Origin of the sequence: Enterobacter sp. Ap-1006 (genome assembly GCF_011752835.1) — a bacterium.
GTDB lineage: Bacteria > Pseudomonadota > Gammaproteobacteria > Enterobacterales > Enterobacteriaceae > Cedecea.
The window spans coordinates 215,386-239,355 of record NZ_VWWU01000006.1 but is presented as its reverse complement, the minus strand read 5'-3'; the positions used below and the strand labels follow the sequence as shown (position 1 = coordinate 239,355).

The 23,970-nt window shown below is 56.6% G+C and carries 21 protein-coding genes and 1 pseudogene; 14 read left to right on the top strand and 8 right to left on the bottom strand.

From position 1 onward, the window contains the following. Positions 1 to 25 precede the first annotated feature (25 nt). Positions 26 to 1,362: pseudogene (locus F3J28_RS18955) on the top strand (MFS transporter). A 32-nt stretch (positions 1,363 to 1,394) separates the two neighbouring features. Here F3J28_RS18955 and F3J28_RS18950 read toward each other — a convergent pair. Further along, positions 1,395 to 2,516, bottom strand: a complete 1,122-nt coding sequence (locus tag F3J28_RS18950) for an agmatine deiminase family protein (protein ID WP_166878751.1) — start codon at positions 2,514 to 2,516, stop codon at positions 1,395 to 1,397. Between the two features lie 130 nt (positions 2,517 to 2,646). Here F3J28_RS18950 and F3J28_RS18945 point away from each other — a divergent pair, with 130 nt between their 5' ends. Together F3J28_RS18945 and F3J28_RS18940 are read left to right on the top strand one after the other, a co-directional pair. Continuing rightward, a complete protein-coding gene (locus tag F3J28_RS18945; protein ID WP_166878748.1) occupies positions 2,647 to 3,522 on the top strand; it encodes a LysR family transcriptional regulator in 876 nt (291 codons plus the stop codon). A 45-nt stretch (positions 3,523 to 3,567) separates the two neighbouring features. Continuing rightward, a complete protein-coding gene (locus F3J28_RS18940; RefSeq protein WP_166878998.1) occupies positions 3,568 to 4,833 on the top strand; it encodes a YidR family protein in 1,266 nt (421 codons plus the stop codon). Positions 4,834 to 4,838: 5 nt separating this feature from the next. Here the strand turns inward: F3J28_RS18940 and F3J28_RS18935 are convergent, their stop codons facing one another. Continuing rightward, entirely contained in the window at positions 4,839 to 5,171 is a 333-nt protein-coding gene (locus F3J28_RS18935; RefSeq protein ID WP_166878747.1) for a YceK/YidQ family lipoprotein, read from the bottom strand. Positions 5,172 to 5,485: 314 nt separating this feature from the next. Here F3J28_RS18935 and ibpA point away from each other — a divergent pair, with 314 nt between their 5' ends. The 3 genes from ibpA to F3J28_RS18920 all read left to right on the top strand — a co-directional run bounded on the left by ibpA (position 5,486) and on the right by F3J28_RS18920 (position 8,228). Beyond that, the gene (ibpA, locus tag F3J28_RS18930) at positions 5,486 to 5,899 is read left to right on the top strand and encodes a small heat shock chaperone IbpA (RefSeq protein ID WP_166878744.1); all 414 of its coding nucleotides are present in this window, start codon (positions 5,486 to 5,488) and stop codon (positions 5,897 to 5,899) included. A 113-nt stretch (positions 5,900 to 6,012) separates the two neighbouring features. Continuing rightward, positions 6,013 to 6,441 carry a small heat shock chaperone IbpB gene (ibpB, locus tag F3J28_RS18925; RefSeq protein ID WP_008460665.1) on the top strand — a complete coding sequence of 143 codons (429 nt, stop codon included), beginning with the start codon at positions 6,013 to 6,015 and terminating at the stop codon, positions 6,439 to 6,441. Between the two features lie 128 nt (positions 6,442 to 6,569). Next, positions 6,570 to 8,228, top strand: a complete 1,659-nt coding sequence (locus tag F3J28_RS18920; RefSeq protein WP_166878742.1) for a putative transporter — start codon at positions 6,570 to 6,572, stop codon at positions 8,226 to 8,228. Here the strand turns inward: F3J28_RS18920 and F3J28_RS18915 are convergent. Further along, positions 8,223 to 8,966, bottom strand: coding sequence for a GntR family transcriptional regulator (locus F3J28_RS18915; protein ID WP_166878739.1), 744 nt, complete (start codon positions 8,964 to 8,966; stop codon positions 8,223 to 8,225). The genes F3J28_RS18920 and F3J28_RS18915 overlap by 6 nt on opposite strands. A gap of 224 nt (positions 8,967 to 9,190) precedes the next feature. Here F3J28_RS18915 and F3J28_RS18910 point away from each other — a divergent pair, with 224 nt between their 5' ends. The 8 genes from F3J28_RS18910 (at position 9,191) to F3J28_RS18875 (ending at position 17,282) form a co-directional block, all read left to right on the top strand. Then, on the top strand, positions 9,191 to 10,813 hold the full coding sequence (locus F3J28_RS18910) for an alpha-glucoside-specific PTS transporter subunit IIBC (protein WP_008460671.1): 1,623 nt from the start codon (positions 9,191 to 9,193) through the stop codon (positions 10,811 to 10,813). Further along, the gene (locus tag F3J28_RS18905) at positions 10,810 to 12,132 is read left to right on the top strand and encodes a 6-phospho-alpha-glucosidase (protein WP_166878736.1); all 1,323 of its coding nucleotides are present in this window, start codon (positions 10,810 to 10,812) and stop codon (positions 12,130 to 12,132) included. The genes F3J28_RS18910 and F3J28_RS18905 overlap by 4 nt, the downstream gene beginning before the upstream one ends. Before the next feature lie 162 nt (positions 12,133 to 12,294). Then, positions 12,295 to 13,104, top strand: coding sequence for a hypothetical protein (locus tag F3J28_RS18900; RefSeq protein ID WP_166878734.1), 810 nt, complete (start codon positions 12,295 to 12,297; stop codon positions 13,102 to 13,104). Continuing rightward, complete coding sequence (locus F3J28_RS18895; RefSeq protein ID WP_166878731.1) at positions 13,088 to 13,801, top strand: RES family NAD+ phosphorylase; 714 nt, start codon at positions 13,088 to 13,090, stop codon at positions 13,799 to 13,801. Before F3J28_RS18900 ends, F3J28_RS18895 begins: the two co-directional genes overlap by 17 nt. Positions 13,802 to 13,880: 79 nt before the next feature. After that, positions 13,881 to 14,891, top strand: a complete 1,011-nt coding sequence (locus tag F3J28_RS18890; RefSeq protein WP_286178344.1) for a cellulase family glycosylhydrolase — start codon at positions 13,881 to 13,883, stop codon at positions 14,889 to 14,891. 113 nt (positions 14,892 to 15,004) lie between these two features. Continuing rightward, a complete protein-coding gene (locus F3J28_RS18885; RefSeq protein WP_085938922.1) occupies positions 15,005 to 15,769 on the top strand; it encodes a basic amino acid ABC transporter substrate-binding protein in 765 nt (254 codons plus the stop codon). 39 nt (positions 15,770 to 15,808) lie between these two features. Next, a complete protein-coding gene (locus F3J28_RS18880) occupies positions 15,809 to 16,573 on the top strand; it encodes an amino acid ABC transporter permease (RefSeq protein WP_008460679.1) in 765 nt (254 codons plus the stop codon). Next, positions 16,560 to 17,282: an amino acid ABC transporter ATP-binding protein gene (locus tag F3J28_RS18875; protein ID WP_008460680.1), complete on the top strand. Its 723-nt coding sequence runs from the start codon at positions 16,560 to 16,562 to the stop codon at positions 17,280 to 17,282. The genes F3J28_RS18880 and F3J28_RS18875 overlap by 14 nt, the downstream gene beginning before the upstream one ends. A gap of 189 nt (positions 17,283 to 17,471) precedes the next feature. Here the strand turns inward: F3J28_RS18875 and F3J28_RS18870 are convergent, their stop codons facing one another. From F3J28_RS18870 to dsdX, 5 genes are all read right to left on the bottom strand, one after another. Continuing rightward, positions 17,472 to 18,455, bottom strand: coding sequence for a nucleoside hydrolase (locus F3J28_RS18870; protein WP_166878729.1), 984 nt, complete (start codon positions 18,453 to 18,455; stop codon positions 17,472 to 17,474). Position 18,456: 1 nt separating this feature from the next. Next, a complete protein-coding gene (locus tag F3J28_RS18865) occupies positions 18,457 to 19,488 on the bottom strand; it encodes a LacI family DNA-binding transcriptional regulator (RefSeq protein ID WP_166878726.1) in 1,032 nt (343 codons plus the stop codon). Positions 19,489 to 19,579: 91 nt separating this feature from the next. Continuing rightward, positions 19,580 to 20,974 (bottom strand): MFS transporter, encoded by a 1,395-nt coding sequence (locus tag F3J28_RS18860; protein ID WP_166878724.1) that lies wholly within the window; start codon positions 20,972 to 20,974, stop codon positions 19,580 to 19,582. 290 nt (positions 20,975 to 21,264) lie between these two features. After that, complete coding sequence (gene dsdA, locus F3J28_RS18855) at positions 21,265 to 22,593, bottom strand: D-serine ammonia-lyase (RefSeq protein WP_166878721.1); 1,329 nt, start codon at positions 22,591 to 22,593, stop codon at positions 21,265 to 21,267. A gap of 17 nt (positions 22,594 to 22,610) precedes the next feature. Continuing rightward, complete coding sequence (gene dsdX / locus F3J28_RS18850; RefSeq protein WP_166878719.1) at positions 22,611 to 23,948, bottom strand: D-serine transporter DsdX; 1,338 nt, start codon at positions 23,946 to 23,948, stop codon at positions 22,611 to 22,613. Positions 23,949 to 23,970: the final 22 nt, after the last annotated feature.

Genomic DNA, 23,970 nt, shown 5'->3' with positions numbered 1-23,970 from the left:
ATAAACACCCTCTGTATAACAGGGCATGGTGATCAGCTTCACTATGCCATTTTTTGGAGACGAAATATCATGGATATTTCTGCAACTGCGGCGAAACCTACGCGCCGCCGTTATTTAACGCTGGTGATGATCTTTATTACGGTGGTGATTTGCTACGTTGACCGTGCCAACCTCGCGGTCGCGTCGGCCCATATTCAGGAAGAGTTTGGCATCACCAAAACGGAAATGGGCTATATCTTCTCGGCCTTTGCCTGGCTTTATACCCTGTGCCAGATCCCGGGCGGCTGGTTTCTCGACCGCGTAGGCTCTCGTCTGACCTACTTCATTGCGATTTTCGGCTGGTCCGCCGCGACGCTTTTTCAGGGATTCGCCACCGGGCTGATGTCGCTGATTGGTTTGCGTGCGATTACCGGCATTTTTGAGGCTCCGGCGTTCCCGACCAATAACCGCATGGTGACAAGCTGGTTCCCGGAGCACGAGCGTGCGTCTGCAGTAGGCTTTTACACCTCCGGGCAGTTTGTTGGCCTGGCGTTTTTAACGCCGCTGTTGATCTGGATTCAGGAGCTTTTAAGCTGGCACTGGGTGTTTATCGTGACCGGTGGCATCGGCATCATCTGGTCGATTATCTGGTTTAAGGTTTATCAGCCGCCGCGTAAGAGTAAAGGGATTAACGCCGCCGAGCTGGACTATATCCGCGAAGGCGGTGGCCTTGTGGACGGCGATGCTCCTGTAGAAAAGAAAGCGCGTAAGCCGCTGAGCGCCGCCGACTGGAAATTAGTGTTCCACCGTAAGCTGGTGGGGGTGTATTTGGGCCAGTTCGCGGTAGCTTCCACGCTCTGGTTCTTCCTGACGTGGTTCCCGAACTATCTGACACAGGAAAAGGGAATTACCGCCCTGAAAGCGGGTTTTATGACGACAGTGCCGTTCCTGGCAGCCTTCTTTGGCGTACTGCTGTCCGGATGGGTTGCCGACCGCCTGGTGCGGAAAGGGTATTCGCTGGGGATTGCGCGTAAAACACCCATCATTTGCGGCTTGTTGCTCTCAACCTGCATCATGGGGGCTAACTACACGGAAGATCCGGTGTGGATTATGACGCTGATGGCAATCGCCTTCTTCGGTAACGGCTTTGCGTCTATCACCTGGTCACTGGTGTCGTCCCTGGCGCCGATGCGTCTGATTGGCCTGACGGGTGGGGTGTTTAACTTCGTCGGTGGGCTGGGCGGGATCACCGTGCCGCTGGTGATTGGCTATCTCGCCCAAAGCTACGGTTTTGCTCCGGCGCTGGTGTATATCGCGGCGGTTGCTTTGCTGGGCGCACTTTCCTACATCCTGCTGGTGGGGAAAGTGGAAAGGGTAGGTTAAATAAGAGGGAGCGCCAGGTGCGCTCCCTTTTGTTATTTCACTGCGGGTAACTGATTTGTTACACAGTGAATCCCTCCGCCTCCGGCGGCAATTGCGTCGATGTTAAGCTGCACAACCTCACGCTCAGGGTAAAGCGTCGACAGCAAACTAAGCGCCGCCTCATCCGTCTCTTCATCGCCAAACTCCGGGGCGATAATCGCGCCGTTAATCACGAAGTAATTGATGTACCCGGCGGCAAAATCCGGGTTTCCTTCGCTGAAGCGGCTTGCGCGTGGGACCTGCGGTGGTGTGACGGTGTGAACTTGTAGCCTGCGGCCCTCGGCGTCAGTGGCCTGCCTGAGGATGTCCAGGTGCGTCTGCGTCACTTTGTGGTCCCAGGAATCCGGGTCGGGATCGAGGTTGGCGATCACTACGCCGGGCTCAACAAAGCGGGCGTAAAAATCGACATGGGCATCGGTAATATCTTTGCCTTTGATGCCCGGCAGCCAGATGATCTTTTTCAGGCCAAGCTGTGTTTTCAGCTCCTGCTCTACCCGGTCGCGGCTCCAGTCCGGATTGCGGTTGGCGTTTACCCAACTGCTTTCGGTCATGATGCCGGTGCCGTGCCCGTCCACTTCAATCCCGCCACCTTCGCCCGTCAGCGCGCTGGGGATGAACGGCGCTGCACCGTATTTTTCGGCCATAAATGCCGCCAGCTTCGTGTCTTTGCTGTGCCGCTGCTTATTGCCCCAGCCGTTGAAGTTAAAGCCCACGGCGGCGAGTTTGTCTGCCGAAGAAGTGACAAAGCACGCGCCGGTGTCCCGCATCCAGATGTCGTCCAGCTCGGTCACCACGTAAGTGACGTTGTGGCTGCCGCATTTTTCCTCCGCCAGCGTGCGTTCGTGCTCCCGGCAAAATACCGTCAGCGGCTGGTAACCGGCGATGGCGTGCGCGATGCGCCCCAGGGCATCCTGTACGTCAGGGGTAAAATCTTTCCAGATGGCGCGTTGAGCGCCAAACGCGATAAATGCACGCTGCTGCGGTTCTCCTTCGTCAGGCATACGCCAGCCCGGGCTAGCGGCCGCGAAGGCAGAAACAGGCAGTCCGAAAGAACCCGCCATACCCATCCCGGCCAGCACCGAGGCACATTTAATAAATTCACGACGCGTTGACATACCGGACTCCCGTATAGCTGTTTTAACGTAAGAAATTCTGCTCAGTATTACAGGTGGATATTTCATCACTGGCTGAATTCGGCTTCCAACGATATATTTAGCGGACATCTGATTAGCCTGGCTTATCGACATGTTAAAACACTGGCCACCGTTAAATGCCCTGCGTGGGTTTGAAGCCGCCGCGCGTCTGGGAAGCTTTCACCAGGCTGCGTCTGAACTGCACCTGACCCAGTCGGCCATCAGCCAGCAAATCCGCAGCCTGGAGGATTACCTGGAGCAGCCGCTGTTCTTTCGCAGCGGGCGCAGCGTCAGTCTGACGGACGCCGGGCAGGATCTCTACAGCACCGCGCAGGTCATGCTGCAACAGCTGGCGGTGGGTATTCGTCGGCTCGATCAGTACCGCAAGCCGAATCAGCTTATCGTGAACACCACGCCCGCTTTCGCCAGGCACTGGCTGTTGCCTAATCTGGCGGACTTTAATCGCCAGTATCCGCAGACCGATCTTTGGCTGTTCACCAGCTTCGACCCGCCGGATATGGCCAGCGAAACCGTCGATGTGGCTATCCGGGATGACCTCAGCCAGCAGGCGGAATGTCTTTTCGAGGTGTTGTACAAGGATAGACTTTATCCGGCCAGCCATCCCACCGTGCAGGATTTGCCGGTAGAGCAGCGACTAACGCTGCACGGCGAACGCGAGATGAGCTGGGAGCACTGGAGCGTGGCTGGCGGGGTGGACGTCGGCCAGCAAAGCCAGGGGGTGAATTTCTCCGATCCTGGATTGTTGCTTGACGCCGCAGCAGACGGGCTGGGTATTGCGCTTGTCAGCCAGCTGCTGGCAGAAAGAAAAAGGGAAAGTGAGCAACTTAGCCCGCTGGTGGAGCAAACCGTGCGCGGTGCTGACTGGGCGTGGCTTATCCATCGTGAAAGCGAAAATGACCCGTTAGCCCGCCAGTTTTGCGCGTGGCTCCGGGGCAGGTTGCCTGGCAAAGTGGAAAGGCCTGGCTAATTCTTTTACCCTGAGGCGTACTCAGCGCTTCAGGGCAAAACCGTGATCAAACAACTCACCTTCGCACCGCGTCATCATCAGCTTACCAACATCAATACCTGGACGCCGGACAGCCAGTGGCTGGCCTTCGACGTTCGGCCTTCGGGAGCCTCTTTTACCGGCACAACCATCGAGCGAGTTAATATCCAGAACGGTGACGTCGAGGTGGTTTATCGCGCCCCTGAAGGCGCCCACGTTGGCGTGGTGACCGTGAACCCACGGCAGCCGGAGCGCTACGTTTTCATCCATGGCCCGGAAAACCCGGACGTCGACTGGCACTATGACTTCCACCACCGCCGTGGCGTGGTTGTGGCGCAGGGTGAGGCCAGCAATCTTGATGCAATGGACATTACCTCGCCCTATACCCCAGGCGCGCTGCGCGGCGGCAGCCATGTTCACGTCTGGAGCCCGGACGGCAGCCGCTTGAGCTTCACCTATAACGACCACGTTATGCACGAGCTTGATGCGCGCCTCGACCTGCGTAACGTCGGCGTCGCGCTGCCGTTTGGCCCCGTGACGCCGGCTAAACAGCATCCACGAGAATACGGCGGGAGCCATTATTGCGTGCTGGTGAGCCGCACGACGGCAGAGCCACAGCCCGGCAGCGATGAGATTAACCGTGCCTACGAAGAAGGCTGGGTCGGGGAACATGGCTACCGGAAGCCAGACGGCAGCGTTCAACGCTGGGCGCTGGCGTTTATCGGTGATACCCGGTTGGCAAACGGTGAGAAGGGGCCCGAGCTGTTTATCGTGGACCTTCCCAATGAGCCGCAGGCTTACCAGCAGGCCGGAAGTGAACCGCTGTGTGGCACCGCCACGACGCTGCCAGCGCCGCCAAAAAGCGTGATGCAACGTCGGCTGACCTTTACCCATCAGCGCCGTTATCCGGGTCTGGTGAATCAGCCCCGGCACTGGATCCGCAGCAGCCCGGACGGCAGCCAGCTTGCCTTCCTGATGCGCGACGACAGCGGCGTGGTGCAGCTTTGGGTGATTTCCCCGAACGGCGGCGAGCCACGGCAGGTTACCCACGGTGAGCACGACATTCAGTCGGCCTTTAACTGGCATCCTTCAGGTAAAGCTCTTGGGTTTGTGCAGCAGGGGCGTGTGGTGCTGTGTGACGCGCAAAGCGGGGTCATTACGGCATTAAGTTCGGCAGAGGGCGAAGCACCTTCTGGCGATGCCATCGTCTTCTCCCCGAACGGCAAGCAGGTTGCCTGGATGCAGGACGTCGAGGGTTTCCGCCAGTTATGGAGCGCGGAAACCGGCCTGTAAATGATTCAGTGAGGCAGTTCTGCCGGTGGGATAACGGAGTTAGTGGCCAGATTCTGTTGCTCGCTGGCTTCCACACGCGATCTCACCGAATTGTCCTTGCGGAACATATCCCACGGCAGCAGCACCGTGTCGAGCACGGCGGTAAACGGCAGATCCAGCGCAACCAGCGGCTTGATTGCCCAACTGGTGTCGTCGTCGCCAAGCGTTGCCGCACTGGCTCGGGTACCAGGGTACACGCCTTCTTTGCCGCCGCTGTGTGACATCATACTTGAGCAGCCGGTCAGTAATAACAGCCCGCTGCTAATCACCAGAGTTGGAAACCAGTTTCTCATTATCATTTTGCTGTCATCTTCAATGGTTGGCGGAGTACCAGCCCCAGCGGAGTTATAACACCCGCCCGTGATTTAAAAATGTCCATCGTTCCGCTCTGCGGCGGCTATCGCATATTTTTAACCTTTTATGCTGTTTGCCAGTCTAAGTAAGGAAAGCCATTCACGCAAAAAATTTGCGTTCAGGCGCCTTGAAAAATTTTAAGCAAGCCACACTTTAGTAGGGTAACCAGAGAGAGTACGCCGATTGGGTACTCAGGTTCATGGCCTGTCCAAAGGGAAGGCTTTTACATCTTACTCGCTGATTTCAGGAGCTTTTTATTATGCGTAACTTCGATCTTTCTCCGCTGTACCGTTCCGCCATTGGTTTTGACCGTCTGTTTAATCTGCTGGAAAGCAACCAGAGCCAAAGTAACGGCGGCTACCCTCCGTACAACGTTGAATTAGTGGACGAAAACCACTATCGCATTGCTATCGCCGTCGCCGGTTTCGCAGAAAGCGAACTTGAGATCACTGCCCAGGATAACTTGCTTATCGTCAAAGGGGCGCACGCGGGCGAGCAGCAAGAGCGGACTTACCTCTACCAGGGCATTGCCGAACGCAACTTCGAGCGCAAATTCCAGCTGGCGGAAAACATCCACGTTCGTGGCGCGAACCTGATCAACGGCCTGCTGTACATCAGCCTGGAACGTGAAATTCCAGAATCGATGAAGCCTCGCCGCATCGAAATCAACTAATTCATGGGGTCGCGCCGCGCGCGGCCCGTCATCAAGCTGGCTTGCCGTCAGGGAGCCAATGCCCGTTCGCATGCGGGCAGGTTATTTCTTGCTTCAAAGAAGGAGAAAACACTATGCGTAACTACGATTTATCCCCACTTCTGCGTCAATGGATCGGCTTCGATAAACTGGCCAACGCGCTGCAGTCCAGCGGTGAAAGCCAGGGCTTCCCGCCGTACAACATCGAAAAAAGCGACGATAACCATTACCGCATCACGCTGGCTTTGGCCGGTTTCCGCCAGGAAGATCTTGATATCGAGCTGGAAGGCACCCGCCTGAGCGTGAAGGGCACCCCGGTTAAACCGGAAAAAGAGACCAACTGGCTGCATCAGGGGCTGGTGACTCAGCCGTTCAGCCTGAGCTTTACCCTGGCCGAGCATATGCAGGTTTCAGGGGCAACGTTCACCAACGGCTTGCTGCACATTGACCTGGTGCGGGACATCCCGGAAGCGGTTGCTCCGCAGCGGATCGCCATTAGCGAACGCCCGGCGCTGAATAGCTAAATAATTTTCCCATATGAAGTATTAAGGCCCCTGAAAATGGGGCCTTTTTTGTGCTCCGCACCCCATTATCCTCCCCGTAGCTCTGCCAGAATCCTTAGTAACAATAATGTTATTCACAGGGATTATATATGAGTGGAATAGCGTTAACCGTCAGCATGCTGGCGCTGGTTGCCGTCGTGGGATTGTGGATCGGTAATATCAAGATCCGCGGGGTGGGCTTCGGGATCGGAGGTGTGCTGTTTGGCGGCATTATTGTCGGCCACTTTGTCAATCAGGCCGGGATTGGCCTGAACGGCGACATGCTGCACTTTATCCAGGAATTTGGGCTGATCCTGTTTGTTTACACGATAGGCATCCAGGTCGGCCCCGGTTTCTTCTCATCCCTGCGCGTTTCCGGCCTGCGTCTGAATTTGTTCGCTATTCTTATCGTTGTGCTCGGTGCGTTGGTCACTGCCGTGGTCTACAAGCTGTTTGATGTGCCGCTGCCAGTGGTATTGGGGATCTTCTCCGGTGCCGTCACGAATACGCCGGCGCTGGGTGCCGGGCAGCAGATCCTGACCGATCTCGGCACGCCGGGGCAATTGGTTGACCAAATGGGGATGAGCTACGCGATGGCCTATCCGTTTGGGATTTGCGGCATCCTGCTGACCATGTGGCTGTTACGCATGGCCTTTCGCGTCAGCGTTGACAAAGAAGCTCAGCAGTTTGAAGCCAACAGCGGCCAAAATCACGCCCAGCTGCACACCATGAATATCTGCGTCGCCAACCCAAACCTGAACGGTCTGGCGATTCAGGACATCCCTATTCTTAACAGCGACGAGATAATTTGCTCCCGCCTCAAGCGCGGCGAACTGCTGATGGTGCCTTCTCCAGGCACCCTCGTTCAGACTGGCGACCTGCTGCACCTCGTTGGGGCAGAAAAAGATCTGCACAAAGCGCTGCTGGTGATCGGCAACGAAGTGGATACTTCGCTTTCCACGCGAGGCACGGATCTGCGGGTTGAGCGCGTCGTGGTGACCAACGAAAAGGTTCTGGGCAAGAAGATCCGCGATCTGCATCTGAAGCAGAAATATGACGTGGTGATATCTCGCCTTAACCGCGCCGGGGTCGAGCTGGTGGCCAGCAGCAACGCCAGCCTGCAGTTCGGCGACATCCTCAACCTGGTCGGACGCTCTCAATCGATAGACGCGGTGGCCGCAGAAGTTGGTAACGCGCAGCATAAGCTGCAGCAGGTGCAAATGCTGCCGGTGTTTATCGGCATTGGGCTTGGCGTGCTGCTGGGCTCCATTCCGCTGTTTATCCCCGGTTTCCCGGCGGCGCTGCGCCTTGGCCTGGCAGGCGGGCCGCTGATTATGGCGCTGATCCTCGGGCGCATCGGCAGCATCGGCAAGCTTTACTGGTTTATGCCGCCGAGCGCGAACCTGGCGCTGCGTGAGCTGGGTATCGTCCTGTTTCTGGCGGTAGTCGGGCTCAAGTCCGGCGGGGATTTTATCGACACGCTGCTGGTGGGCGACGGCGTAAGCTGGATTGGCTACGGCATTCTGATCACCGCGGTGCCGCTGATTACCGTCGGCCTGCTTGCTCGCCTGCTGGTGAAGATGAACTACCTGACGCTGTGCGGCATGCTGGCGGGCTCGATGACAGACCCGCCTGCGCTGGCCTTTGCCAACGGGCTGCATGCGACCAGTGGAGCCGCCGCGCTTTCTTACGCTACGGTTTACCCGCTGGTGATGTTCCTGCGCATTATTACTCCCCAACTGCTGGCGCTGCTGTTCTGGGGACTATAGCTCTCCGCCGCCCGACTGGCCGGGCGGCACTCTCGAATGATCCCGGCGTAAGTGGTAATCCACCTGATATTCGCTGGCATTTCTGAACATCACCGAATAGTTAAGAAATTCGCCTTTGTCGCTGTAGGAGAGCGAGGTGATGCGCAAAATCGGTGTCGCCTCCGCGATGTTCAGCAGTCTTGCCGTTTTGGCGTCGGCGAGTACCGGCGTCAGCGTTTCATAGTTGCCGCTGATGACTATCTGGCATTCATCTTCGATATAGCTGAATTTTGACCCCTCAAGGTGGGCCAGGGACAGGTTGCGAAAAAGTTTGACCGGCATATAGCTGTCTTCCACCATCAGCGGCTTGCCGCCCACGGCTCGCACGCGGCGGGAGTAATAGATTTTTTCGTCGATCTTAATGCGCAGCAGGCTGGCTATCGCCGGGGGCGCGGGCATCACACTAAACTCCAGCACTTCGCTCAGCACCTCTTTGCCCTGGCTGCGCATCACTTCCACAAAACCCGTCAGGTTAGTGGTTTCGTGGTGAACGTCTTTTTTTGTCACCCAGGTGCCGCTGCCCTGGCGGCGATTAACCAGACCCCAGCCCACAAGCAAATCCACCGCTTTACGAATCGTCATGCGCGACACGCCAAATTCTTCAGCCAGCTTCTTTTCCCCAGGCAGAGGGCTGCCTATGGTGTAGTCGGCAGAATTAAGCCGCATCCGTAGCCTGTCGGCAATTGATTTGTAGATCATAGCTGGACATCTCCAGGCGTTATCACGCCGTTATATGTCGGTTAATTGTCTAGTTTTAACTCTAAAAGTAGACAACTTTGGCCAAATAAAAACCATGAATACGATCACGAATCGCTGCGCCTGACGCGGCGAGCCACCGCGCGCGCTCATATCCTCAGCCTCAGGCCAACTAAAAAAATAAGGCCGCCTCTTACTCTACGAAGTTGTTACATGAGGATTTAAAAATGCTCAGTCAAATACAACGCTTTGGTGGTGCAATGTTTACCCCGGTTCTGCTGTTCCCCTTTGCCGGGATCGTGGTCGGGCTTGCCATCATGCTGCGCAACCCGCTGTTTGTTGGCGAAGCGCTCACCGCACCAGACACTCTGTTTGCACAAATTGTTCATATCATCGAGGAAGGCGGCTGGACGGTGTTCCGGAATATGCCGCTGATTTTTGCTGTGGGTCTGCCCATCGGCCTGGCAAAACAGGCCCAGGGGCGAGCTTGCCTGGCGGTGCTGGTGAGCTTCTTAACCTGGAACTACTTCATCAATGCGATGGGGATGACGTGGGGGCACTACTTCGGCGTCGACTTTAGCCTCGACCCTACGGCAGGCAGCGGCCTGACGATGATGGCCGGGATTAAAACGCTCGACACCAGCATCATCGGGGCGATTGTTATCTCCGGCATCGTCACCGCGATTCACAACCGTTATTTCGATAAGCCGCTGCCGGTATTCCTGGGTATTTTCCAGGGCAGCTCTTTTGTGGTGATTGTGGCCTTCCTGGTGATGATCCCCTGCGCCTGGCTGACGCTGCTCGGCTGGCCAAAAGTGCAGCTCGGCATCGAATCGCTGCAGGCATTTTTACGCAGTGCCGGGGCGCTGGGGGTCTGGGTATACACCTTCCTTGAACGCATTCTGATCCCTACCGGGCTGCACCACTTCGTCTATGGCCCGTTCATCTTCGGCCCGGCGGCGGTTGAAGGCGGCATTCAGGTTTACTGGGCGCAGCATTTGCAGGAGTTCAGCCAGAGCACTGCATCGCTGAAATCTCTGTTCCCGGAAGGCGGCTTCGCCCTGCACGGCAACTCGAAGGTGTTTGGCTCGGTGGGTATCGCGCTGGCGCTCTACTACACCGCCTCGCCGCAAAACCGCGTGAAGGTTGCCGGGCTGCTGATACCCGCGACGCTGACAGCCATGCTGGTCGGCATCACTGAACCGCTGGAATTTACCTTCCTGTTTATCTCTCCGCTGCTGTTCGCTGTTCACGCCTTCCTGGCCGCCTCAATGGCAACGGTGATGTACATGGCGGGCGTGGTGGGCAACATGGGCGGCGGCCTGCTGGACCAGTTCCTGCCGCAAAACTGGATCCCCATGTTCCATAACCACGCCTCGATGGTCTTTACCCAGATAGGTATCGGTATCGCCTTTACCGGCGTCTACTTCGTGGTTTTCCGCGCCCTGATTCTGCGTTTCAACCTGAAAACGCCGGGCCGGGAAGACAGCGAGATCAAACTCTACAGCAAGGCCGACTACCAGGCGGCACGGCAGCAAACCAGTGCGGCAGTCAGTCAGGATGCAAAGCACGGGCAGGCGCATGGCTTCCTGCAGGCGCTCGGCGGCGCGGCGAATATCGCCAGCCTGAACAACTGCGCGACTCGTCTGCGTATCACGCTCGGTGACATGGCTCTGACCGAAGCCGACGAAGTGTTCAAAGCCCTTGGCGCCCACGGCGTGGTGCGCAGCGGCAATGGCATTCAGGTGATTGTCGGGCTGCATGTCCCGCAAATTCGCGACCAGATTGAAACCCTTATCAAAGAGCAAACTTCAGACGAACACCCATCCATGACGGAGGCAGTATCATGAAAAAATTCTCGGTAGTTGTAGCAGGTGGCGGCAGTACTTTTACTCCAGGCATCGTGCTGATGCTGTTGGCTAACCAGACCCGTTTCCCGCTGCGGGCGCTGAAGTTCTACGATAACGACGGCGCACGCCAGGAAACTATCGCCGAAGCCTGCAAAATCATCCTGAAAGAGCAGGCCCCGGATATCGACTTCAGCTATACCACCGACCCGCAGGAAGCGTTCAGTGACGTGGATTTTGTGATGGCGCACATTCGCGTGGGCAAATATCCGATGCGTGAAAAAGACGAGAAAATCCCGCTTCGCCACGGCGTACTCGGCCAGGAAACCTGCGGCCCGGGCGGAATAGCCTACGGCATGCGCTCCATCGGCGGCGTGCTGGAGCTGGTGGATTATATGGAAAAATATTCGCCGAACGCCTGGATGTTGAACTACTCCAACCCGGCAGCCATTGTGGCGGAAGCGACCCGCCGCCTGCGTCCAGACTCAAGAATCCTGAATATCTGCGATATGCCTATCGGCATCGAGAGCCGCATGGCGCAGATTGTGGGCCTGAAGGATCGCAAAGAGATGAAGGTGCGTTACTACGGCCTGAACCACTTTGGCTGGTGGACCCACGTAGAAGATAAAGACGGCAATGATTTGATGCCGAAAATTCGCGAACATGTGGCTAAATATGGCTATGTGCCGCCAAAAGATGAGCATGGTACCGAAGCAAGCTGGAACGACACTTTTGCCAAAGCAAAAGATGTCTGGGCGCTTGATCCGGACACGCTGCCGAATACCTACCTGAAATACTATTTGTATCCGGATTACGTGGTGCAGCACTCCAACCCGGAGCGCACCAGGGCGAATGAGGTAATGGATCACCGCGAGAAGCACGTGTTTGGTTCCTGCAACGCCATTATTAGCGCCGGGAAATCCTCTGCAGGTGAGCTGGAAATTGACGAGCATGCCTCTTACATCGTCGATCTGGCAACGGCCATTGCCTTTAACACCCAGGAGCGGATGCTGCTGATTGTGCCGAATAACGGGGCAATCAATAACTTCGACCCGGAAGCCATGGTGGAAATCCCTTGTCTGGTGGGCAAAGACGGGCCGGAGCCGCTGGTCGTGGGGAACATCCCTCAGTTCCAGAAAGGATTGATGAGCCAGCAGGTTGCCGTTGAAAAACTGGTCGTGGATGCCTGGGAGCACCGCTCTTATCAGAAACTGTGGCAGGCGATCACCCTGTCGAAAACCGTGCCGAGCGCCTCCGTTGCCAAAGCGATTCTTGATGATTTGATTGAAGCGAACAAAGACTACTGGCCTGAATTGAAATAAATTTTCTTGGGCTATTATCAAGCGCGGCGGAGACGTCGCGCTTTTTTTATGGCGATGCTTCCCAGATTGCCTTCTCCAGTCTGGACATTTTTTGTACCCGGCGATAAAGTTGTTAGGGTTATTAAGGTTAGATTGGTTAGTTGGGTTACTTTGGAGGACGCAATGGTTTCAAGGCAAACCGGACGTATTGAGAAGAAAAAAGACCGGGTGCTGTTTGACAGCGAGAGCGTGAAACTCACGCTTGCAAGAGGCGTTCGCGAGCCAAACAGCAAGCGCGAAGCCGGGCTGACCCTGCAGCTTGCGCTTCGCGGTGGCGTTTCCGGGCTGGAAGCGCTGCATACCCAACTCACTCATCTGCTAGAGGCAACCGAAGAGCTACAAACGCAGCAGCAGGTGCTGGAGCTTAATGACGGTTATGAAAAGCTGGTGGAACTCTATGGCGAGAAGCTTATCGGTGAGGGCGTGCTTGTCGCCCATGAACCTGCAGCCAGCTACACTGCAGATTCATCAAAGCGTTACGCGGCACAAAGCAGTTTTCTTCCTCCGGCCCAGCAGTGCGAGGTGATTAACCAGGCCCGCCTGGCACAGGCGCGAGACAGGTTAACGGACGAAGGCTGGCTGACCACCCATGAAATCGCCATGCTGGGCGGCTACTCGACAAAAAATGTCTCGGCTCAGCCAACGCGCTGGAAGGCGGCTGGAAAAATTTTCTCTGTCATTAAACGCGGCGTCGGGAACGTCTATCCGCGCTATGGTCTGGATGAAAACTACCGTCCTCTGCCAGTGATGAAAGTCATTCTGGAGACCTTCGCTCAGAACAAAACGGCCTGGGGGCTGGCAGAATGGTTTGCGACCTCTAACGGCCTGCTGGCGGGAAAAACGCCTGCCGAAATGGTATCTGCTTATCCGGCGAACGTGCTACAGGCCGCTGAATACGAGGTCAGGAGGCTACAGGATGGCGCCGAAGGATGAGGCCAAAACGAGAGTACTTTTTGGCGAGCCTGTGTTGCTTGCTCCTGAACTTCCTGAGCCGGGAGACGCGATCCCGATTTTTAAAGAAACTTTACCGGCGGGAAAGGTCCTTTATCGCTGTCATGCCCTTACCTGGCCTGGAAACAGTTTTAATCCAGGGCGTGAACTAACCGGCAACGATTACGGTGCCAGGTTCAGCCCTTTTAAAGATATACAGGGGCGGCTGGTGCCGAGCCTGTATGCGGCAGACAGCATCGCAGGGGCGCTGGCCGAAACGCTTTTTCACGACCTGATTGGCGGCGAGCGGCGGGGGTTTTTATCCATCAGGCCGTGGCGGCACTGGGGAATGAGTCAACTGGTGCTCAGGCGAGAGCTGACGCTGGTGACGCTTAAAACAGCAGACCTCTACCGGATGGGGTTATCAAAGCAGTTTTTTCTGTTAAGCGATCGCCTGGTTTACCCGCAAACGCAGCGCTGGGCGCGCGCGATTCACGATCAAAATCCCACCATTGACGGCATGGTCTGGAAATCCCGACAGCATGATGACAGCAGTGCTTTCCTTTTTTATGGCGGCAGAACTCGTCCTGAGGATTTAGCGTTGCAGCGTGAAGCTTGTGGGATATTTTCAACGCCAGAAGTGGTTGAAGAGATTGTGAAGATGGCGGACAGGCTCGGCATTGTGCTCAGCGACGAGTAGTTCGCTTTGGCTATCCTTCACACTCGGCATCACGATTAATTTTTTATTGCAATCCTCACTCCCCGCAAACGGGAAAAGCATGCTAAATATTAGTTTTCCTTCGCTAAGTAACGTGCCGCCGATGTTAAAGCCAACTCTTATTCTGGTTGCCCTCTCTTTCTGTGCCAGTTCGTTTGCGCAGCAGCAGGATGTTTTGCCGCCCACCTGGACCAGCCAGCTTGGGGTGGGAATGAACGTTGACTGGGCGTTAACAGAGCGAGGCATCCGCGAATTTGACCCTCTGACGGTGCGTGACTTTCAGCAGCGAGGCTTTGGCCATGTCCGCATTCGCGTTGCCGGGCCGATAACCCATCAGAAACTGGTGCATTTACGGCGCATCGTTGATGCCTGCGAGCAGTACCATATCGTGCCGGTGATCAGCTACCGGGCTGCGGAGCTGAAAGCGAAGCCGACCGCTGAAAATGCGGAAGATATCGTGGAGTGGTGGACGACCGTGGCGCGCTTTTTTGCCAAAAATGACGACTCGCTGGTGTTCGATATTATCGGGCAGCCGGAGGAGAAACTCAGTGCCAACCCTCAGTTACTCAACCAGATTTACGACAAGACCGTGAAGGCGATTCATAAAATCAGCCCTCAGCGCCATATCTTTGTTGCGCCACGTAGCCACGCCTCCCCGGAAGCGCTGGCCACGCTTAAAATTCCTGAATCCCGCCACGGACTGGTCATGGCTGACTGGCACCTGATGCCGGGCGGCCCAAAAAACTGGAACGGCAAAACATGGAACGGAAAAAACCAGTGGACGACGGGGACGGATGCGGAAAAAGCGGCTATCCACGCCCGCATCGAAACTGCCGTGCACTGGCAGCAGAAAACCGGCCATCTTTCCTGGGTCGGGAACTGGTCTCCTGGCAGTAAATTACCGATCGATCAGCAGGTTGCGATGGCGACGTTTGTTGCCTGTGAATTACAAAAAGCGCAGATTCCGTATGCAGTCAACGGCGATGAAAAATTCTACGATGGGGAAGAGGGCGCCTGGCGGCCTGATATGGCGCCATTGCTGGACGCTATTCTGAAGCCTCAGTGTCAGTAATTATCACTCAGCGTGAATTATCTGTTGCTGCATTTCGGGTAATTATGTATTTTTATGCAAATTAACTGCATAAAAACATCATATATCCAGGGGCTTCTATGTTTACTAAAGCGATGAAATCAGTAGTGGCTGGCGGGTGTTTGCTCGCGGCATTGTTCAGTTCTGCTCAGGCGCTGGCGCAGACCTACGTTGTGGGTTCCGGCGGCACCTACCGCCCGTTTGAATACGAAAACAGCCAGAAACAGCTGGAAGGTTTCGATATCGACATCATCAAAGCCATCGCTAAAGCCGAAGGGTTTGATATCAAGCTGGTTAACACGCCGTGGGAAGGTATCTTCGCCACGCTGAACTCCGGCGATCGCGACATCATCATTTCCGGTATCACCATCACCGACAAGCGTAAAGCGATGGTTGATTTCTCCACGCCGTACTTCCCGGCAGAGCAATCCATCGTGGTGCCGACCGACTCTAAAGTAGATTCTGTTACCTCGCTGAAAGGCAAAAAAGTGGGCGTGGTTAACTCCAGCACCGGCGACATTGTGGTGTCCGACGTTCTGGGTAAAAACAGCACCGACATCAAGCGCTTTGACAACACGCCGCTGATGCTGCAGGAACTGACTGAAGACGGTATCGACGCCGCCGTGGGCGACGTGGGCGTGGTGAAGTACTACATCAAATCCCACCCGGAAAAACCGCTGAAGCTGGTGCCGGACAGCAAGTTTGAGCGTCAGTACTTCGGCATCGCGGTTGCCAAAGGTAATACCGAGCTGAAAGGCAAAATCGACGCCGGCCTGAAGAAAATCATCGCCGACGGCACCTACGCTAAAATTTACGCCACCTGGTTCGACAACAACGTTCCAACCCTCCCGGCAGAGTAATTATCAATCGGGGCCGCTCCGGCCCCAAAAAGGACAGGTATGACCGGATTTCGCTGGGAGATAATCTCAGAATACGCGCCGTTGTTTATGCAGGGCGCACTGATGACCATCAAGTGCACCATTATCTGCGTGATTTTAGGCACGACCTGGGGGCTGCTGCTGGGGCTTGGGCGCATGGCTCACGCCGATGACGGCCCGTGGAAGCACGTGCTGCGTTATGCCGTGCAGTGGCCAGTGCGCGTTTATGTCAGCGCGTTTCGCGGCACGCCTCTGTTCGTGCAGATCATGGTGGTTCACTTTGCGCTGGTGCCGCTGTTTATTAACCCGCGCGACGGGATCATGATCACCAGTGGGATGATGTCCGTGGACTTCGCCCGCGACCTTCGCTCCGAATACGGCGCGTTTCTCTCCTGCGTGGTGGCGATCACCCTTAACGCCGGGGCCTATGTGTCCGAGATTTTCCGCGCCGGTATTCAGTCCATCGACAAAGGGCAGATGGAAGCGTCACGTGCGCTGGGTATGGGCTGGGGCAAAACGATGCGTAAGGTTATCCTGCCGCAGGCGTTCCGCCGCATCCTGCCGCCGCTGGGCAACAACGCGATTGCCATTGTGAAAGACTCGTCGCTGGCATCCGCCATCGGTCTCGCCGACTTGGCCTACGCGGCGCGTACCGTTTCCGGTGCTTATGCGACTTACTGGGAACCGTACCTGACGATCTCCGTGGTGTACTGGGTGCTGACGTTCCTGCTTTCGCTGCTGGTGCAACATATGGAAAAGAGGTTTGGCAAAAGTGATTCACGTTAAGGATTTACAGAAACAGTTTGGCAAAACTCACGTGCTGCGCGGTATCTCCTGCGATATCGCGCCTCAGGAAGTGGTTTGCGTGATTGGCCCTTCCGGCTCCGGCAAAAGTACGTTTCTGCGCTGCCTGAACGCGCTGGAAAAACCGGACGGCGGCGAAGTCGTAGTCAACGGTTTTGCGGTACACGACCCTAAAACTAATCTCAACACGCTGCGCGAAGGCGTGGGCATGGTGTTCCAGCGTTTTAACCTGTTCCCACACATGACGGTGCTGGAAAACCTGATCATGGCGCCCATGTCGCTGAAAGGGCTGTCCAAAGCGGAAGCGGTAAACCGCGCCGAAAAGCTGCTGCAAAAGGTCGGCCTGCTGGACAAAATCGACGCCTGGCCTTCGAGCCTCTCCGGTGGCCAGCAGCAGCGCGTGGCGATTGCCCGTGCGCTGGCGATGGAGCCGTCGATAATTCTGTTCGACGAGCCAACTTCAGCGCTGGATCCTGAGCTTGTTGGTGAAGTGCTGGCGGTGATGAAACAGCTGGCGCAGGAAGGGATGACGATGATTATCGTGACCCACGAAATGGGCTTTGCCCGCGAAGTGGCGGACCGGGTGATCTTCATTGACCAGGGCGTGATTCAGGAACAGGGCGTGCCGGCGCAGATCTTTAGCGCGCCGCAAAACCCGCGAACTCAGGCCTTCCTCAGCAAGGTTCTGTAAAAAAGGGCGCTTATGCGCCCTTTAACGTTGCTGACAAAGAGGGAAAAAGCGTGGTTTTTCCCTCTTTGTGGTTATCAGCCGAAAATCAAAAAATTGATTTTCCTGTTTTTTTAACGAGTCGTCTGGTGTTTCTTCTATCACCAGAGTTTTTTAGCAGTAAAAAGGCCGCTTATGCGCCCTTTCTCTTTTCTATGCAAACTGGCGGATATGCCGGTCGATAAGCGCCAGCAGCTTCTGGTTATCCACGGTTTGCAGCAGCTTCACCGGTTTACCCTGCGGCGCGTCAACGTTCACCGCCAGCCGCAAATGTTCCGGGCCATACCGCAAGGTTCTGCCGCGGCTCAGCCCGCTCAGCGACACATCCACATAATCCTCCGCCCAGCTCACCAGCGCGGGCTCAAGCAGCCAGGCGACGGTTAGTACATCGTGGATCCAGCAGCCCGGTAAGTGGCGGGTCTGCATGGAAAAATCCATCCACGGGCCAATGGTGTCCACGAGAAAACGGCTCAGGCGGTTATCGCAGGTGGCCAGCGCATCTAAATCCTGGTGAGTCATCATGGTTTGGGTGGTGACGTCCATCGGTACCAGAACGATGTTTGCGCCGCTGGTCAGCACGGCGTGTGCGGCCTCCGGGTCAACGCCAAAATTAGTGTCCTTCAGGTAGCCGTCAACGTTAAACACGCCGCCCATAATCACAATCTCTTTTACCGCGCTCGCCATCTGCGGATAAAGCTGCAAAGCCAGCGCCACGTTGGTCAGCGGGCCGATGGCAATCAGCGTGATTTCACCGGGAGTCGCGCAGATAAGCTCACCCATCTTATGCACCGCCAGCGGGGCCACTTCGGCCAGCATTTTTGGGGCAGTAACGTCCTTCCATAGATGGCGCAGACCCACTTTATCGACTTTGTGATCCAGGTGCTCGCGCCACGGGGCGGAAGGCTCAATCAGCGCACGTGAAGCGCCGCGGGCGACCTCAACGGCCATACCCAGGCGAGCGACTAAATCAGAGGCGACGGCGTAGCCCACTTCGCTTGGCGTATTGCCGGACACGGTGGTAATAAGCTCCAGAGAAATCTCCGGCGCCGCCAGCGCCAGGGCAAGGGCCAGACCGTCGTCTACGTTAGCCCCGGCAACGCCGTTACCCGGATCGCAATCGATAATTAAACGCTTCATGTTACTTATAACTTCCTGCTGTGGTGAGGGAGTGACAGCCGCAGGACTCGCCAATCTCCAGCTCAAAATCAAATTCGTGTTTATGCGGCTGCCCGTCCCACTTTTTCAGCATTTCGATGGCCTTTTTTGCCATTTTCGTGACGGGCTGGCGAACCGTTGTCAAAGAGGGAACGTTGAAGGCCGATTCCAGGGTGCCGTTGAAGCACACCAGGGCGAGGTCTTTCGGCGCGGAAAGACCGTGTTCAGACAGCGCTCTCAGGCAGCCAAAGGCCTGTTGTTCATTGGTGGCAAACAGCGCGCGAGGCAATTCGCCAGCCAGCATTTGCTTTGTGGCATCGTAGCCGCCCTGGCGAGTGTAATCCGTTGAAAAAATCCAGTCAGGGCGCACGGCAAGGCCCGCTTCTTCCAGCGCCAGCCGCCAGCCGCTGATGCGATCCTGAGTGTTTAGCATCTCCTGTGGCCCGCAAATGATGGCGATATCGCGATAGCCGTGATCAATCAGATGGCGGGTTGCGCGCCGTGCGGCGTGCTGCTCGTTAACCTGAATCGAGCAAACGTTCAGCTCCGGCTCAACCCTGTCCAGCATCACGCAAGGCGTACCGCTGGCCTGGATAAGATCGATGTAAGGGTGCCTGTCGACGCTGGTATAAATCAGCCCGTCCACCTGGCGATGCAGCAGGTTATTGATAAGCTCCAGCTCGCGGGCGCGGTCATCGCCGGAATCCCCCAGCAAGAGCACCCGGCCATCGGCAAAAGCCTCCTGCTGGAGCGCGTGCGCCATGGACGAGATAAAAGGGTTGGCGATATTGGGCACGACTAAGCCATAGGTGCGCGTGGTGCCGCTGGCCAAGGCCCTGGCAATGCCGTTAGGGCGGTAGCCGGTTTTCTTGATGGCGGCGAGCACGCGCTCACGCGTTGCCTGCGCGACCGGACGCGGGCCGTTGTTAATCACGTAGCTGACGACCGCGACGGAAGTCCCTGCTTCTTTGGCGACTTCAGCGCGGGTAACGCGGTGTACTTGAGGCTTAGTCACTGAATACCTGCTTTATTTGGCTGGCGGGCGATAAACGGAGCCACAGCATAAAGCTTTGCTCCGTAAAAATCGCCGTCAACTCTGTGACAAATCAAATAGCGTCTTCCGGCAGATTAAGGTCGCGCCCCCGGGTTTCCGGCGCGAAGAAGGTGGTCACCAGCCCGATGCCCGCCATCACTGCAAAGTAGAGCGCGATAGGCCACCAGTGCCCGGTCCAGGAGAGCAGCGCGGCGGCAATCAGCGGTGCAGTTCCGCCGGAAAGCATCGACCCCAGCTCTTTGGCAAACGCCATCTTGGTATAGCGGTTTGTCACGCCGAAAAGCTCCACGCCCCAGGCGGCCTGCACACCGAAAATGCCCAGCGAAGCCAGCCCCATGCCGACAACGATGGTTGGAATAACGATCATCGGCTCGCGAGAGTCCAGCAGCATAAAGGCCGGGAAAGCGTAGATAATCAGCAGCAGGCAGAACCAGCGGTAAACGATCCGGCGGCCAAAGCGGTCGGAGAGCCAGCCGGCAAAAGGAATAATAGCGAAGCCCAGCACCGAGGCGATCAGCACCGCCAGCGTGGGGACGGACTTATCTACCGCCAGCACTTTGGCGACGTAGCCAATGATAAAACCCTGGGCGAGATAAGAAGGGCCGTTTTCACCAATGCGTAGCCCGACCATGGTCCAGAAGGCGCGGGTCCGCTGCCAGAAGCTGCGTGGATCTTTCTGCTGCTCGGCCAGCCCCTTTTCCCGCACCTGTTTACGCTCTGCTTCCAGCAGCGCTTTTTGGCGCTCAAACACCGGGGTTTCACGCAGATGCTGGCGAATAATCAGGGCAACAGCGGCAATCAACATGCTGCACAGGAACGGAATACGCCAGCCCCAGGCAAGCAGCGTCTCTTTATCCATCTGCAGCACCAGTAGCCAGGTCAGAGAAGCCAGCAGCGTGCCGCTGTTGGAGCCCAGCCCGATAATGGATGACACCAGGCCACGGCGTTTCACTGGCGCATATTCACCCAGCATGACGGTACCGCCGGACAGCTCCGCACCCGCGCCAAGCCCCTGGGCAAAACGCAGAATCACAAGGCAGGTTGGCGCCCAGACGCCAATTTGCGCGTAGCTTGGGATCAGGCCAATAAGCGTAGTGGAGCAGCCCATCAGCGCAATGGTAATGACCATCACCATTTTTCTGCCGTAGCGGTCGCCCAGCCAGCCAAACAGCAGGGCGCCTATTGGCCGGGCAACAAAGCCTACGGAGTAAGCGGCAAAGCTGGAGAGCAGCGCCATGACGGGCGTGGCATCCGGGAAGAACACATCGCCAAAGATGATCCCGGCCGCCAGGCCATAAAGCGCGAAGTCCGCGTATTCCATCGTGGTGCCGAGCCAGCAGGAGAAGGTGGCGCGAATAAAATCACGTTTACCTTCCGGCGTGGCCAGACGCTCTTCTGCCGCGTGTTGCGCCGAGGCCGGAGGAGGGGAGAAAGTGCTTTTCGTCATTAGAGTTCTCACAGAGATCGAACGTTATCTGTTGGCGAAGATGCCATTTTTAATCATTTCTCGCAGTGTATCTACGCGCGTAGATTGATCAAATAATTAAACCGGAAGTGAGAGTAAGGTAACTAAATGACAAAAATATGACGGGGAAGGTGACCCTCACCCTAACCCTCTCCCTGGAAGGGAGAGGGGACAGAACAGCGTGCGGGCGAAAGTGAGGTGCTAATCAGGAATGAAACATACCGTATTTTCTCCCTCTCCCCTTTGGGGAGAGGGCTGGGGTGAGGGGCTAATCAGCGAGCCTTCGCTAAATACTGCGCCATCTCAGCCTCTGGAACCATACCGCCGCCAGTGGCCCAGACCAGATGCGTCGCGTTATCAAGCTGTTGGGCGCTAAAACCCTGCATCTTGAGGTAAGAAGCGGTGGCACAAATTCGCTGTGGGCCGGCCATTCCTGCCAGGGCCGAGGGTTCCAGGCGAATATTTTCCTCTTCTGCCAGCCAGCCGAGCATGTTGTACAGCGTTTGATCGTCCACGGTATAGAAGCCGTCGAGCAGCCTTTGCATTGCTCTGCCGACAAAGCCGGAAGCCCGCCCCACGGCCAGGCCATCGGCGGCAGTCAGGTTATCGATGCCGATATCCTGCACGGAAAGCGCATCATGCAGGCCGGTGTAAACCCCCAACAGCATGCAGGGGGAGTGGGTTGGCTCGGCAAAAATACAATGAACGTGGTCGCCGAAGGCCAGTTTCAGCCCAAACGCCACGCCACCGGGGCCGCCGCCGACGCCGCAGGGCAGATAGACAAACAAAGGGTGCTGCTCATCGACGGTAATAGCTTGTTGCGAGAATTGATCTTTTAGCCGTTGCCCGGCGACGGCGTAGCCAAGGAACAGCGTGCGGGAATTTTCATCATCGATAAAGAAGCAGTTGGCGTCCGCCTCGGCGGCTTTTCTCCCTTGCTCAACGGCAACCCCGTAATCTTCGGCGTATTCAACCACCTCCACGCCGTGGCTGCGCAGTTTAGCTTTTTTCCATTCGCGGGCGTCGGCGGACATATGCACCGTGACGCGGAAGCCAATTCGGGCGCTGATGATCCCAATCGACAGACCCAGGTTGCCGGTAGAGCCAACGGCGATGCTATAGCGGCTGAAAAACTCGCGTAATTCAGGAGAAAGCAGCTGGCTGTAGTCATCTTCAGGACTCAGTAGCCCTGCCTCTGTAGCCAGTTTTTCCGCGTGAGTCAGGACTTCATAAATGCCCCCGCGAGCCTTAATCGAGCCAGAAATAGGCAGATGGCTGTCTTTTTTCAGCCACAGTTTACCGAAGAGCCGCTGCCCATTTTCTTTTTCCAGGCGCTTTTGCATCGCCGGAATGGCGGCCAGCTCTGACTCGATAATCCCACCGGTTGCGGCGGTTTCCGGGAATGCTTTGGCCAGATAAGGCGCAAAACGAGCCAGCCTGGCGTGCGCCTCTTTCACGTCCTGCTCAGTCAGGCCAACATGCGGTAAGCCTTCGGCAAGGGAGGTTGCTCCCGGATTAAACCAGGTCGTTTCGTTCAGGGCGGTAAGCTCGCTGAGCAGCGGAAATTTTTCGGTTAACGCGTGTAATTCTGTCGATTTCATAACGAGCCTCCTGGCGCTCAGATGATAAAGGAAAGCAGGAATGTGCCGGCCAGTGCAACTAAAGAAGCGATGAATGTCGCCGTGGTGTAGTACTTAAAGGTTTCATGGAGCGTCGCGCCGCAGTACTGCTTCACCAGCCAGAACAGCGAATCCGTTACAATAGTGCAGCCGATAGCGCCGGAGCCGATGGCGAGCGTCACAATTTCGGGGCTGACGTTGGGATAGAGCGGCAGCAGAGGAGCAACGATAGCGGTGGCTCCCATCATCGCCACGGTAGCGGAGCCCACGGCGGCGTGAAGGATAAGGGCAACCAGCCAGGCCAGCAGAATCGGATGCATATGCAGGCTGGAAAGGCTCAGCGCCAGGCTGTCTGCCATGCCGCTGGCCTTGAGAATGGCGTTAAACGCGCCGCCTGCCCCGATGATCATCAGGATATTCGCGATGGAGCCAAAGCCAGTTTCGGTGTGGCTCAGCAGCGTAGCGATACCCATGTTCTGACGCAGGCCCAGCAGATAATAGGCCACGAAAACGGCGATAAACATGGCGGTAATCGGGTTGCCGATAAACTCCAGCGCGGTATAAGCCTTGCTGCCCGGGGTCATGTTCAGCTCAGCGAGCGTCTTCGCCAGCATCAGGCCAATGGGTAGCAGCACGGTAAACAGCGTGGTGCTCAAGGACGGCAGAGAAGCCGCATCGCGTGTTTGCAAATCTGAGAATTCAGCGGGAACGGATTTAAACGGCAGACGCTTGCCCAGGCATTTCAGAAAGAGCGGGCCACCCACCAGAGATGCCAGCAGACCAACCGCTAAGCCATACACAATCACGGTGCCTACATCGGCGCCGAGTTTATTGGTCACAAACAGCGCCGCCGGATGTGGGGGCACCACGCAGTGAACGGCCATCAGCGCGGTACACAGCGGGATCGCCAGTTTTAGCAGCGAAGTGTGGGTCTTTTTGGCGATGGAAAAGGCCAGCGGGATGAGCAGCACCACGCCAACCTCAACGAACAGCGTAATGCCGCAAATCAGGCCGACCAGTACCATAATCACGTCGGCGGAAAGCCAGCGGCAGCGCTGCAGCGCCAGGCCAATGCGTTCGGCGGCGCCGGAGACTTCCATCATTTTTCCCAGAATGGTCCCCAGCCCGATGACCGCGGCTAAAAAGCCGAGCGTGCCGCCGATGCCGCTTTCCACTGCGTTGACCATCTCCAGCGGGCCCATGCCCATCATCACGCCGACGAAAAAGCTCGCCAGCAGTAGCGCGAGGAAAGGATGAAGCTTCAGTTTTATGATGGTCAACACGATTAACACTATGCTGGCAAGCAGCGTACCCACCACCCAGATTTGCGATCCCATTAGCCCTTCTCCTGTGCATCAT